Origin of the sequence: Ruminococcus albus 7 = DSM 20455 (assembly GCF_000179635.2) — a bacterium.
In the GTDB taxonomy this organism is placed as follows: domain Bacteria; phylum Bacillota; class Clostridia; order Oscillospirales; family Ruminococcaceae; genus Hominimerdicola; species Hominimerdicola alba.
In genome coordinates this window covers 1,078,097-1,092,475 of sequence record NC_014833.1, presented here as the reverse complement: position 1 = coordinate 1,092,475, position 14,379 = coordinate 1,078,097, and the positions used below count along the sequence as shown (strand labels likewise).

The 14,379-nt window shown below is 46.7% G+C and carries 6 protein-coding genes; 3 read left to right on the top strand and 3 right to left on the bottom strand.

Annotation, left to right across the window (positions count from 1 at the left end; genetic code table 11):
- Positions 1-58: 58 nt before the first annotated feature.
- The gene (locus RUMAL_RS04860) at positions 59-316 is read left to right on the top strand and encodes a TIGR03905 family TSCPD domain-containing protein (protein WP_013497657.1); all 258 of its coding nucleotides are present in this window, start codon (positions 59-61) and stop codon (positions 314-316) included.
- 282 nt (positions 317-598) lie between these two features.
- On the opposite strand, the gene RUMAL_RS04855 is transcribed toward RUMAL_RS04860, so the two are convergent.
- Positions 599-1,879, bottom strand: a complete 1,281-nt coding sequence (locus RUMAL_RS04855) for an aspartate aminotransferase type Ic (protein ID WP_013497656.1) — start codon at positions 1,877-1,879, stop codon at positions 599-601.
- Positions 1,880-2,272: 393 nt separating this feature from the next.
- Here RUMAL_RS04855 and RUMAL_RS04850 point away from each other — a divergent pair, with 393 nt between their 5' ends.
- Positions 2,273-3,733, top strand: coding sequence for a TerD family protein (locus tag RUMAL_RS04850; protein WP_013497655.1), 1,461 nt, complete (start codon positions 2,273-2,275; stop codon positions 3,731-3,733).
- A gap of 21 nt (positions 3,734-3,754) precedes the next feature.
- On the top strand, positions 3,755-4,498 hold the full coding sequence (locus RUMAL_RS04845; protein ID WP_013497654.1) for an AIM24 family protein: 744 nt from the start codon (positions 3,755-3,757) through the stop codon (positions 4,496-4,498).
- 95 nt (positions 4,499-4,593) lie between these two features.
- Here the strand turns inward: RUMAL_RS04845 and RUMAL_RS04840 are convergent, their stop codons facing one another.
- Entirely contained in the window at positions 4,594-7,044 is a 2,451-nt protein-coding gene (locus RUMAL_RS04840) for an MSCRAMM family protein (protein WP_013497653.1), read from the bottom strand.
- A gap of 50 nt (positions 7,045-7,094) precedes the next feature.
- Complete coding sequence (locus tag RUMAL_RS04835; RefSeq protein WP_013497652.1) at positions 7,095-14,312, bottom strand: SpaA isopeptide-forming pilin-related protein; 7,218 nt, start codon at positions 14,310-14,312, stop codon at positions 7,095-7,097.
- Positions 14,313-14,379 lie beyond the last annotated feature (67 nt).

Genomic DNA, 14,379 nt, shown 5'->3' with positions numbered 1-14,379 from the left:
TACCGACGTGTCATATTCGCGACCACCATACGACCGTAGCTTTTCAAGGAGGGATAATATGGCTACCTATGATTATACACCTCACGGTGTATGTGCAAGAAAAATATCCTTTGATATCGTGGATGGCAAGCTCCATGATGTCAGCTTCGTAGGCGGCTGCAACGGCAATCTGAAAGCCATAGGCAAGCTGCTTGAGGGCGCTGCCCCCGAAGATGCCGTTCGTCTGCTCAAAGGCAACGATTGCAGCGGAAGAGGAACTTCCTGCGCAGATCAGCTTGCTATTGCAGTTGAAAAAGCTCTGGAAGAAAATGCCTGATGTTCCTCCTCGCTCCTTATAGCGCAGTGAGGATCATGTACAGCAGAACAATTGTAGTAAACGACATATCTATTTCTGTATCCATCATCTGTGAGCACTGCTGTTTCAGTGAACATAAATGATGAATATACTGAGATATATGTCGTTTTCTTTTTTTCTGACCACTACTGATATCAATACAGTACTGTTATGATAAAACGCAAAACACCTCCGACCATAGCCGATCGGAGGTGTTTTTGATGATCGTATATTTTGTCAGCCCAAAGGGGCTGAGATGAAAGCTTATTCTGCAAGCAGCTTTTCAGCACTTGCAAGCTTAACACATACGGTAAACAGCTTAGCTGCTATCTTCAGCTCCTCAACAGGGGGATATGTGGGAGCTACACGTATATTCTTATCATCGGGATCCTTGCCGTAAGGGAATGTTGCGCCTGCACCTGTCAGTACAACGCCTGCTTCCTTGCAGAGAGTAACTATGCGCTTTGCAGTACCGTTCATAGCATCAAAGCTTACAAAGTAACCGCCGTTGGGCTTTGTCCACTTAGCTACGCCCAGTTCGCCCAGTTCCTTGTCGAGGGTATCCAGTACTACCTCAAAACGGGGAGCGATAAGCGCCTTGTGCTTCTTCATGTGCTCTTTAAGTCCCTCAAAATCACCGAAGAACTTAACGTGTCTGAGCTGATTGATCTTGTCGTGACCGATGGTCTGAACTGTCATCAGCGAGAGGATATACTTGATATTAGCTTCACTTGCACCCATGATAGCCACACCTGCACCGGCATAGCTGATCTTGGAAGTAGATGCGAACATTACAACTCTCTCGGGGTTGCCTGCAGCCTTGCACTCATCAAGAATGTTCAGCAGCTTGTCGGGAGTATCTGTCAGGTGATGTACGCAGTAAGCGTTATCCCAGAAGATACGGAAATCCGAAGCCTTTGTCTTCATGTTTGCAAATCTCTTTACAACTTCATCGCTGTAAGTAACACCTGTGGGGTTAGCGTACATAGGTACACACCAGATACCCTTGATGCTGTCATCCTCAGCGACCAGCTTCTCGATCATATCCATATCGGGACCGTTCTCATCGGTAGGGATATTTATCATCTCGATACCGAACTTCTGGCAGATAAGGAAATGTCTGTCATATCCGGGAACGGGGCAGAGCCACTTGATCTTGCCCTGATCTCTCCAGGGCTTTGACTCCTCGTCAACACCGAAAAGGAGATACTTTGCGATAGTATCATACATTATATTAAGACTGGAGTTACCGAACACGATGAGCTCCTTCTCGCTTACACCCAGCATAGGTGCAAAAAGCTTCTTTGCAGCAGGAATGCCGTCAAGGCCGCCATAGTTTCTGCAATCAAGACCATCATCATCAAAGCAGTCACTGCTCTTTGAAACACAGGTCAGCAGACCCTCAGTGAGATCAAGCTGCTCAGCTGCAGGCTTACCTCTTGCCATATTCAGCGCAAGGCCCTGAGCCTTGTAGCCGTCATACTCCGCCTGTACCTTATTCTTGAACTCAACAAGCTGTTCACGGGACATTTCTGTCAGTTTCATATTCCGAACCCTCCGAAATCATATAGCTAAAATAGTGTCATTTCCGACTATTGTATTGTACTCCATTTTTCGTGATTTTGCAAGTGAAAACCGACAATCCTGCAAAAAATCTCCATTTTACACTAACTAACCTACTCATTATCCTTGATAATAGGCAATTTTGATAAGCAGACTGCAAATGTTTATGAATTTTCTTTGCAGAATTATTTAAAATCCGGTACTATCCCTATGATCTGCATTCTTCGCCTGCATGAGGCTCCACTGATGACATATACATTTGACTTTTTCAGCACAAGTATTGCAAAATCAGATAATTTGTGATATAATGACTGTATATAAACAAACACAGTTCCCGCTCAGCGGGCAGACACAAAGGAAAAGGGAGGCAGCAGCATGAGTCTGATAGTTCCTATGATAACCAGAGGCGCTCTCGGCAGAAACGACCTCTTGAACAACTACGGTACAAACAGCTTTATCCAGCCGCCGATAAATGACCTTATGGGTATCATGAACCGCGGTCCCATGATGGGCGGAATGGGTATGGGCAATCCCATGATGGGTAATATGGGCGGCAGCGGTATTGTCAACCCAAGCTCCGTGGGAGGTTTCGTCACTGGCGCAGCAGTAGGCGCTGTAGCTATGAGCGCCATGCAAAACGGCGGTCTTAACGGCGCAAACAGAATCGACCACCCGAACGGCGGCGTAAACAGAAATATGAATCAGCCGCAGAACGGCTATCCCAATAACGGCTACAACAATCAGCCGCAGAACGGCTATCCCAACAACGGCTACAACAATCAGCCACAGAACAGCTATCCCAACAACGGCTACAACAATCAGCCGCAGAACGGTTATCCCAATAACGGCTACAACAATCAGCCGCAGAATGGCTATCCCAATAACGGCTACAACAATCAGCCGCAGAACGGTTATCTCAACAACGGCTACAACAATCAGCCGCAGAATGGCTATCCCAACAACGGCTACAACAATCAGCCGCAGAACGGCTATCCCAACAACGGCTACAACAATCAGCCGCAGAATGGCTATCCCAACAATGGCTACAATAATCAGCCATCCGGCGACCCGCTGGATGCTATATTCTCACAGCCTCAGCCCCCTCAGCAGAATCAGCAGCATGGCGCATGGGAACCTGTGCGTAATACTCCGAATACAGGACATGGCAATTTCGGGGTGCAGCAGCCTGTGAACAATGCAAATGCAAGCTATGCTTCAAATCCTGCAAATAATCGTCCCACTGTAAAACGCAACCGTGTAGACCCCACAGGCGACAGACTTGCTAAAGGACAGAAATATTCCATAAAGGACAGAGACGGCAGACCTGCCGAACAGCTTAAAATATGCTTTGGCTGGGACGTCAAGGATGGCAGAGTTGAACTGGATGCCTCCGCTTTCATGCTTGGCGACAGCGGAAAAGTCCTCGGAGATGAGTGGTTCATTTTCTATGGTCAGCCCGACAGTCCTGATAACGGGCTGCACTATAAGATATTCAAGGATGATCCCAATTCACCCGATGACGCGGCTATCATCATGGATCTCACCCGTGTCGATGCAAGGGTCACAAAGATAGCACTTGCGGTCACTATATACGAGGCTGCCGCACACGCTCTCAATTTCGGTATGGTGCAGAACCTTTATGCGCGTATACTCGACAGCCGCACCAACAGGGAGATAGCATCCTTCAGAATGGACGAATGCTATTCATCCGTAACAGCTATGGTGCTGGGTGAGCTTTACCGCTACAAGGGCGAATGGAAATTCAATGCGGTAGGCGCAGGTAAAAATCTGGATCTCGCGGCGTTCTGCGGAATGTACGGCGTTGCGCTCGAATAGGACAAAAAGGAGAATATCATCATGGTAATGTTTGAAACAGTTAACGAGCTTTGTTTAAAAATAACCTGCCGCGGCGGCGGAGATCTGATATATACAAAGGCAGGTGCGTTCGTAGGCGGTGAATGTATCGGTCCCAAGAACTACACCTTCACCAAGGTCATGCTTGGTCCTCAGGAGGGCTTCGGGCAGGCGCTGCTGGGACAGCTTACCCGTAGGATCACCGGTGAGAACCTGCCGCTGATGAAGGTAGAATTCCAGGGTGACAGCGTGACCTATTATGCCAATGACCAGCAGCACGTAGTTGTATACAAGCTTGAACCCAACGAAACCATATCTATCGAAAGCGAAAATATCCTTGCTTTCTCCCGTGAATGCAAGTATGGTGTACGTTTTCTCGGACAGGGTGTCATCTCACAGAAGGGTCTTGCAACATCTACGCTTACAGGTCAGGGAAATGAATCCTATGTAGCTATCCTTGTGGACGGCAACCCGCTGGTGCTTTCAAATATCCAGTCCGGGGCAACACTTGAAGCAGACCCCGATGCAACCGTATGCTGGATAGGTGCCGATCCCACACTGAGGACGGATATCTCATGGAGAAACTTCATCGGTCAGAGTTCAGGCGAATCCTATATGTTTGAATGGCCTCCGCAGGCACCTGCTACCGTGATCATCCAGCCCGAAGAACGCGCCTCTGGCGTTGATGTATCAATGGACGGCAGAGCATCAGGCTCACGTCCTTCGGCACAGAGAAGAATTTACTGAATAAAAACACCGCAGCGAAAATTACATCGCTGCGGTTATTTTTTGGCAAAAAAGAACCACCCTCGCGGGTGGCTCTTCTTTTATCGGCTCAGCGATCACTGATCGTCTTCGTCGTTCTTTTTGCGTCTGATAGCCAGGAAGCCCAGACCTACCGCTGCTACGAATTCTGCTGTATTTATCAGAACTCTTGCACCTGTATTGGGGTTGCTTGTGTTTGTAGAGGTAGATGTTGAAGACGAAGTTGTCGAAGTCTTGCTGCTAGAGCTGTCAGGACCTCCGCTTGAAGAAGCGGAATCCGAATCGTCACTATCTTCTACCGTAGCAGAATCATCATCACGATCACGCTTCGAGCTGTCATCAGTCTTCTTTGCATCGTTGACAGTGATAGTGTTGCTATCGGAATCGACCTCGAAGAAGCCCTCGCCGCTGTCCTTATCGGTGCTGTTTTCAACAACTGTTACCTTGCCTTCCTCTACCATGAAGGTGAGAGTACTGTCGATAACTTCATACTCGTTGCCGTTTGCATCGGTAATGGTATCACCTGTTTCGGTCAGAGTATATGTGCCGTTCTCCAGTTCGAGCTCCAGCTCACTGCCGTCCTGACCGGAAGTCCAAGGTGTACCTGTTACGGTATTGCCGTCAGAATCCTTAACTGTCAGTACAGCACCTGTGATCTCCTCTGTACCTGTGATATCGGTCTTCTTGATAACAACTCTGGTAGTAGTCTTATCAGTCTTCTTTGCATCGTTGACGGTGATAGTGTTGCTATCGGAATCAACCTCAAAGAAGCCTTCACCGCTGTCCTTATCAGTGTTGTTTTCAACAACTGTTACCTTGCCGTCCTCAACCTTGAAGGTGAGAGTGCTGTCGATAACTTCATACTCGTTGCCGTTTGCATCGGTAATGGTGTCACCTGTTTCGGTCAGAGTATATGTACCGTTTTCAAGTTCGAGCTCCAGCTCACTGCCGTCCTTACCGGAAGTCCAAGGTGTACCTGTTACGGTATTGCCGTCAGAATCCTTAACTGTCAGTACAGCACCTGTGATCTCCTCTGTACCTGTGATATCGGTCTTCTTGATAACTACAATGGTAGTAGTTTCATTGGACTTCATAGCATCGTTGACCGTGATAGTATTGCTATCAGAATCAACTTCAAAGAAGCCCTCGCCGTTACCCTTTTCAGTATCATTGATGACCTCAGTTACCATGCCGTTTTCGACCTTGAAAGTCAGAACGCTTTCAATCACCTCGTACTCGTTGCCGTTCGCATCAACTATATGATTGTTGCCGGCTTCCTCAGTAAGAGTATAAGTACCGTTTGTCAGCTCGAGTTCCAGTTCCTTGCCGTCCTTGCCGGAAGTCCAAGGTGTACCTGTTACAGTATTGCCGTCAGAATCCTTGACTGTCAGTACAGCACCTGTGATCTCCTCTGTACCTGTGATATCAGTCTTCTTGATAACTACTTTGGTAATAGTTACATTAGACTTCTTAGCATCATTTACAGTGATAGTATTAGTATCGCTATCTACTGCATAGAAGCCCTCACCATTGTTGCTGTTTGTGTTGTTTTCAACAACTGTTACCTTGCCGTCCTCTACCTTGAAGGTCAGAGTGCTGTCGATAACTTCATACTCGTTGCCCTCTGCATCGGTGATCTTATCACCTGTTTCGGTCAGAGTATATGTGCCGTTTTCAAGTTCAATTTCAAGCTTCTTGCCCTTCTGTGAAGTCCAGGGAGTGCCTGTTACTGTCCTGCCCTCGCTGTCCTTTATGGTCAGCACTGCGCCGTCCAATTCTTCCTTGCCTGTTATGTCAAACTTGTTGATTATTACCTTGGTGGTCTTCTTTGCATCGTTGACGGTGATAGTATTAGTATCGCTATCTACTGCATAGAAGCCCTCACCGCTGTTGGAATTTGTGTTGTTTTCAACAACTGTTACCTTGCCGTCCTCTACCTTGAAGGTCAGAGTGCTGTCGATAACTTCATACTCGTTGCCCTCTGCATCGGTGATCTTATCACCTGTTTCGGTCAGAGTATATGTGCCGTTTTCAAGTTCAACTTCAAGCTTCTTATTCTTAGCGGAAGTCCAGGGAGTACCTGTTACTGTCCTGCCCTCGCTGTCCTTTATGGTCAGCACTGCGCCGTCCAGTTCTTCCTTGCCTGTTATGTCAAACTTGTTGATTATTACCTTGGTGGTCTTCTTTGCATCGTTGACGGTGATAGTATTAGTATCGCTATCTACTGCATAGAAGCCTTCACCATTATTGCTGTTTGTGTTGTTTTCAACAACTGTTACCTTGCCGTCCTCTACCTTGAAGGTCAGAGTGCTGTCGATAACTTCATACTCGTTGCCCTCTGCATCGGTGATCTTATCACCTGTTTCGGTCAGAGTATATGTGCCGTTTTCAAGTTCAACTTCAAGCTTCTTGCCCTTCTGTGATGTCCAGGGAGTGCCTGTTACTGTCCTGCCCTCGCTGTCCTTTATGGTCAGCACTGCGCCGTCCAGTTCTTCCTTGCCTGTTATGTCGAACTTGTTGATGATCACCTTGGTGGTCTTCTTTGCATCATTTACTGTGATAGTATTAGTATCGCTATCTACTGCATAGAAGCCTTCACCATTATTGCTGTTTGTGTTGTTTCAACAACTGTTACCTTGCCGTCCTCTACCTTGAAGGTCAGAGTGCTGTCGATAACTTCATACTCGTTGCCCTCTGCATCGGTGATCTTGTCACCTGTTTCGGTCAGAGTATATGTGCCGTTTTCAAGTTCAACTTCAAGCTTCTTATTCTTAGCAGAAGTCCAGGGAGTGCCTGTTACGGTTCTGTTCTCGCTGTCCTTTATGGTCAGCACTGCGCCGTCCAGTTCTTCCTTGCCTGTGATATCGAACTTGTTGATTATTACCTTGGTGGTCTTCTTAGCATCGTTGACGGTGATAGTATTAGTATCGCTATCTACTGCATAGAAGCCCTCGCCATTGTTGCTGTTTGTGTTGTTCTCAACAACTGTTACCTTGCCATTCTCAACCTTGAAGGTCAGAGTGCTGTCGATAACTTCATACTCGTTGCCCTCTGCATCGGTGATCTTGTCACCTGTTTCGGTCAGAGTATATGTGCCGTTTTCAAGTTCAACTTCAAGCTTCTTGCCCTTCTGTGAAGTCCAGGGAGTGCCTGTTACGGTTCTGTTCTCGCTGTCCTTGATAGTCAGCACTGCGCCGTCCAGTTCTTCCTTGCCTGTTATGTCGAACTTGTTGATGATCACCTTGGTGGTCTTCTTTGCATCATTTACTGTGATAGTATTAGTATCGCTATCTACTGCATAGAAGCCTTCACCATTATTGCTGTTTGTGTTGTTTTCAACAACTGTTACCTTGCCGTCCTCTACCTTGAAGGTCAGAGTGCTGTCGATAACTTCATACTCGTTGCCCTCTGCATCGGTGATCTTGTCACCTGTTTCGGTCAGAGTATATGTGCCGTTTTCAAGTTCAACTTCAAGCTTCTTGCCCTTCTGTGAAGTCCATGGAGTGCCTGTTACGGTCCTGCCCTCGCTGTCCTTTATGGTCAGCACTGCGCCGTCCAGTTCTTCCTTGCCTGTTATATCGAACTTGTTGATTATTACCTTGGTGGTCTTCTTAGCATCATTTACAGTGATAGTATTAGTATCGCTATCTACTGCATAGAAGCCTTCACCATTGTTGCTGTTTGTGTTGTTCTCAACAACTGTTACCTTGCCATTCTCAACCTTGAAGGTCAGAGTGCTGTCGATAACTTCATACTCGTTGCCCTCTGCATCGGTGATCTTATCGCCTGTTTCGGTCAGAGTATATGTGCCGTTTTCAAGTTCAACTTCAAGCTTCTTGCCCTTAGCAGAAGTCCAGGGAGTGCCTGTTACTGTCCTGCCCTCGCTGTCCTTGATAGTCAGCACTGCGCCGTCCAGTTCTTCCTTGCCTGTTATATCGAACTTGTTGATTATTACCTTGGTGGTCTTCTTAGCATCGTTGACGGTGATAGTATTAGTATCGCTATCTACTGCATAGAAGCCTTCACCATTGTTGGAATTTGTGTTGTTTTCAACAACTGTTACCTTGCCGTCCTCTACCTTGAAGGTCAGAGTGCTGTCGATAACTTCATACTCGTTGCCCTCAGCATCGGTGATCTTATCACCTGTTTCAGTCAGAGTATATGTGCCGTTTTCAAGTTCAACTTCAAGCTTCTTATTCTTAGCGGAAGTCCAGGGAGTACCTGTTACTGTTCTGCCCTTGCTGTCCTTTATAGTCAGCACTGCGCCGTCCAGTTCTTCCTTGCCTGTGATATCGAACTTGTTGATTATTACCTTGGTGGTCTTCTTTGCATCATTTACTGTGATAGTATTAGTATCGCTATCTACTGCATAGAAGCCCTCACCGCTGTTGGAATTTGTATTGTTCTCAACAACTGTTACCTTGCCATTCTCTACCTTGAAGGTCAGAGTGCTGTCGATAACTTCATACTCGTTGCCCTCTGCATCGGTGATCTTGTCACCTGTTTCGGTCAGAGTATATGTGCCGTTTTCAAGTTCAACTTCAAGCTTCTTATTCTTAGCGGAAGTCCAGGGAGTACCTGTTACTGTCCTGCCCTCGCTGTCCTTTATGGTCAGCACTGCGCCGTCCAGTTCTTCCTTGCCTGTTATGTCAAACTTGTTGATTATTACCTTGGTGGTCTTCTTAGCATCGTTGACGGTGATAGTATTAGTATCGCTATCTACAGCATAGAAGCCTTCACCATTGTTGCTGTTTGTGTTGTTTTCAACAACTGTTACCTTGCCGTCCTCAACCTTGAAGGTCAGAGTGCTGTCGATAACTTCATACTCGTTGCCCTCTGCATCGGTGATCTTATCACCTGTTTCGGTCAGAGTATATGTGCCGTTTTCAAGTTCAACTTCAAGCTTCTTGCCCTTCTGTGATGTCCAGGGAGTACCTGTTACTGTCCTGCCCTCGCTGTCCTTTATAGTCAGCACTGCGCCGTCCAGTTCTTCCTTGCCTGTTATGTCGAACTTGTTGATGATTACCTTGGTGGTCTTCTTTGCATCATTTACTGTGATAGTATTAGTATCGCTATCTACTGCATAGAAGCCTTCACCATTGTTGCTGTTTGTGTTGTTTTCAACAACTGTTACCTTGCCGTCCTCTACCTTGAAGGTCAGAGTGCTGTCGATAACTTCATACTCGTTGCCCTCTGCATCGGTGATCTTGTCACCTGTTTCGGTCAGAGTATATGTGCCGTTTTCAAGTTCAACTTCAAGCTTCTTGCCCTTCTGTGATGTCCAGGGAGTGCCTGTTACGGTTCTGTTCTCGCTGTCCTTGATGGTCAGCACTGCGCCGTCCAGTTCTTCCTTGCCTGTTATGTCGAACTTGTTGATTATTACCTTGGTGGTCTTCTTTGCATCGCATACGGTTATGGTGTTGCTGTCCTTGTCGCAAAGAACAAAACCGTCCTCAGAACCGTTCTCTGCCTTGTCAGCAAGTACACTGCTTGATACATCAGTTATCTTGCCGTTAAGTACAGTAAAGGTAACTACAGAATCAATGATCTTGTACTCAGCGCCTGCCTGTTCAGCATCAACAGCTGTTTCGGTCAGTGTGTAAGTGCCGTTTGCCAGACCCTTGACAATGTGATCTGTGCCGTTTGAATCCCATTCCTCGATGACATCGCCGACGCGGTTCGCAATAACAAGATGTGCGCCCTTTACTTCCTCAGAAGCGGTTATGTCCTTCTTGGAAACTGTGATATCTGTTCTGGCAGCATCACATATCGTTATGGTAGTACCGCTTGCCTTAGCATAGCTTCTTGTGGAATTCGCAGGAACTCTCTCATCAGATGGAGCAGGTACTGATCTGTAAACGATCTTTCCGCTCTCATTGACAACAAATACTACCTCAGAATCAAGCACCTCATAGGTAACACCGTTATACTCGAATGCGTCACCTGTTTCGGTAAGTGTGTAAGTTGCAGGAACAAGACCCTTGATGTTCGCTGCCTTATTGCCGGATACCCAGCTCATTGTGAAGATCTCGCCGTTCTGAGCTGTAGTCCAGTTCTTCAGGCCATTACCCTCATTACTATCAATGATAGTCTGGATCATATCATAGGAAAGTCCCTTTACGGAAAGGCTGAGCCTTGCGTTCTCGACCTCATTCTCACCTGTGATATCGGTCTTGCCTATCTTGACCTTTGCAGTAACTATGTCGTTGGACTTCATAGCATCGTTGATAATGATATCGTTGGTATCACTGTTAACGTTGAAGAAGCCTTCGCCGTTGTCTCTGCTTGTATCGTTGATGACCTCGGTCACCTTGCCGTCCTCGATCTTGAATACCAGTGAGCTCTCGATCACTTCATACTCATTACCATCTTCGTCAACGATATGGTTGTTGCCCTGTGTTTCGGTCAGTGTGTAAGTACCCTCAGCAAGTTCAAGCTCCAGCTTGTTGTTGTTCCTGCGGGTAGTCCAGGGTGTTCCCTCAACAGTATTGCCGTTCTGATCCACAATGGTCAGTATAGCACCTATGATCTCCTTTTCACCTGTGATATCGGTCTTGGTTATAGTGACCTTAGCAGGTGCTGCGGCAGGCTTCATAGCATCGTTGACAGTGATAGTATTGTTAAAGCTGTCAACGTCGTAATAGCTGCTCACACCGTCATCTACAGTATCATTCTTTACTGTAGTGACCTTTCCGTCCTCAACCTTGAAGGTGAGTGTGCTGTCAATTACTTCGTACTCGTTTCCTTCCGAATCAGTGATCATGTCGCCTGTCTCGGTCAGGGTGTATGTACCGTCTGCAAGCTCGACCTCAAGCTTCTTGCCCTTAGCAGAAGTCCATGGTGTACCTGTTACTGTTCTGCCCTTGCTGTCCTTTATGGTCAGCACTGCGCCGTTCAGTTCTTCAGCACCTGTTATATCAAGCTTGTTGATAGTTACCTTTGTGGTAGATACTCTCTCAGCATCACATACTGTGAACAGCTGCTTGCTGCCGTTATACAGATAATATCCTGTGTCCGAATCACTGTCAGCAGCACGCTGAGTGCCCTTTACGTTCTCAACTGTGCAGCCGTAGGATTCCTGATCTGCATCAGCCTTTACAGTAAAGCTTACCTTTGAAGGTATTACCTTATATATGGTACCGTCATCAGCTTCAAACTCGTTGCCTGTTTCTTCCAGCACATAATCGCCGGGTGCAAGTCTGAGTTCGTGTGTATTACCGTCGGATTCCCATGAGAATACAGGTTCACCTTCAGCAGTGGTTATGCGCAGCTGAGCGCCCTTTACCTCTGCCTCTCCTGTGATATCTTTCTTATCTACAGAGATCACAGTGGTATTTCTCGGCAGGTCTGTGTACAGGAAGTGCCACTCACCGTCAGGGTTGTTGACATAGCCTGCAGATTCCAGCCAGCCCGAGCTTGTACCCTTGATACGTGTAACAGAATCATCATCGGGTATAAGGAATATACCTGTTGCCTTGTTGATATCAAGAGCCTTGACTGACTTCAGGTTCCATACCACATATCTGGTAGCGTTCTGATCCAGCCAGTAGTTCTTGCCGTGTTCGAGAGTATTCTCGTTTGAAGGTGTTGTAGAAATCTGATAATCATTATCCTCAGCTCTCTTGATGTTGAATTCGTCTATCCTTGCTTCGGTCAGTTCATCAAAGTTGAATATGACCATCTGCTCACCCTTCAGCTCAATATGGAGCTTACCGCTCTCAGCAACATAGGGAGCTATCTTATCACCGTCAACTACCAGCACAGCATTGTCGGGATAACCGTCACCGCTGATGTAAGCATTGTTGCCGATAACTGTAGCTTCCGCATTTACGGGTATAGCAGCCAGTTCTTCTGATACAGACTGCATATTCTTTATGATAGAATCAACGACCCCATGCATAGCCGATGGTGTTTCGTACTCCCTCGCTATACCATCTCTGCCTGCAGATTCCTTCATGCGGTCCTCGCTGTCAAAATGGAGGATAGCACCCTCCTCACAGCAAGCATCGGAGTTGTCGATAAAGAATGTGCCGTCGGGATCCACGTCGAAATCCCTTGAATCGAAGTTCACATATTCCGAAGGCTCTGCATAGTCATTGATCTCATCATTGAAATGAACGAAATCAGCAAAGTAGAAATGTCCGCCGAACTTGCCGCTGATATCGGGAGTATTCGGCTGACCGTTGCCCTCGTAGAAGTTAACTGCGTAGTTGGTCTCGGTATGGTTGCCCAGCTCAAATCTGTCAATGGTCATACCATAGTACAGACCCTCGCCCAGTATCGAGCGGAAATCATATTTCTTGGAACCGGGCACCTTAAAGAATCTGATATGCTCAGTATATGTAGATACGTGAGTATCCTGATCCTTGCTGGATGTCTGATCGCCGTAATTTACGATAAATCCCTTGATAAATCCTTCTTCAGCGATCTCACTGCAGTTGCTGCCGTTCACAGCATTGTTCACTGTCAGATTACCGGTGTTTGCCTTCAGAAGTCTTACCTTAGCAGGTGAACCGTTATAACCGATGTGATCCTGTGACGAATTACCGTTTCTGTCCACCAGATTACCAAGTTCAATCGTCTTTGTCAGATCATAGTCAACAGTTACCTTGTCAAGGATATACTTGTACTCTGAATTTGTCTGCTCCAGCTCAATGAACAGGTAGATATTGTCAGCCTCGGTTATCGAGATCTCTTCCTCGAAATCCAGCTGTGCTTCATACCTTACATCGTCCCTGATCAGCCTGAGTTCAGTATTATTGCCTGAGGTGGTAGGTCCTTCGGTACGGTAGTTAGGTATATTGTCACTGCCGTTTCTCAGGGTGTCATCAAGACTGCTAAAAGCAGTATTTCCGTCAGGTGTTTTTACAACAGTGTAGGAGATCTCATAAGCATCGGGATCATAGTGTAAAGTTCCGGAAGTGTTTCCTGCTGATGTGTAATCCCAGAGTTTAATCTGTGTATTAGCATTATCTTCTGGATAGAACTGTGTCAGTGACCAGCCCTCTATACCATTCTTGTTGCTGAAGGGATCTGTGTTCGCAGTGCCCTTGTCGAACAAGCATGACAGCAGATAGTAATTTGCATCATCACCTGCAGTCAGCGGTTTAAGAGTCGTTCCGTTATAGTCGAAGATGTTTACACTTACTGTCTGTCCGCCTGTAGCATAAAAGCTGAAGGTACCTCCATTATAGCTGTCACCCTCATAGCCGCCGTCAGTAAGCTCCATGCCCTTGATATTATTCACTACCGTACAATTCCTGAGTTCTTTCGCATCACTCAGTGTAAGTTCCCTGTCGGGAGCGGAATTTTTCAGGAATACACCGTCAATGCTGACTACGTCAGGGCGAACATCACTTTTCTGTGAGCCCCACGAAGGCACTTCTTTTTCGCGTGTTTCCCAAAGTGAAAAAGCGGGTGAAGTCCAATCTGTTCCGTTGGCATTGATCTCTATGAGATCATAGGCATCCCTTGACTCGCCGTTGTTGAAATACTCTACGGTACTGCCCGCTATCTCCGGATCCTCACCAACACAGTGCACCAGAAGATAATAGGTATTATCCGCGGTCTCAACATTCACATTTTCGCCCGTCGTGTTCCTGAATCTGATGTTCACCTTGGTATTGCCCGAATTCATCCTGTTATCATTATTCTCACGGCTGAAGCCCGTAACAGCTTCTGCAGAGGATGACATTATCACAGACGAAATACCCGGGAACCCGCCGAACACAAAAGACGCAGCCAGTACAGCAGATGTCATGCCACTGATAAATCTTTTGCCAAATGTCTTTTTCATTACATATTTCCTTTCATAAGATTTATTTACCTGTCCAAATACCTGTCCAAAAGTACGAAGCTGTCCG

Coding starts and splice junctions, on each gene's coding strand:
- RUMAL_RS04850 (WP_013497655.1), top strand. CDS start 2,273: ATGAGTCTGATAGTTCCTATGATAACCAGAGGCGCTCTCGGCAGAAAC.
- RUMAL_RS04835 (WP_013497652.1), bottom strand. CDS start 14,312: ATGAAAAAGACATTTGGCAAAAGATTTATCAGTGGCATGACATCTGCT.
- RUMAL_RS04845 (WP_013497654.1), top strand. CDS start 3,755: ATGGTAATGTTTGAAACAGTTAACGAGCTTTGTTTAAAAATAACCTGC.
- RUMAL_RS04855 (WP_013497656.1), bottom strand. CDS start 1,879: ATGAAACTGACAGAAATGTCCCGTGAACAGCTTGTTGAGTTCAAGAAT.
- RUMAL_RS04860 (WP_013497657.1), top strand. CDS start 59: ATGGCTACCTATGATTATACACCTCACGGTGTATGTGCAAGAAAAATA.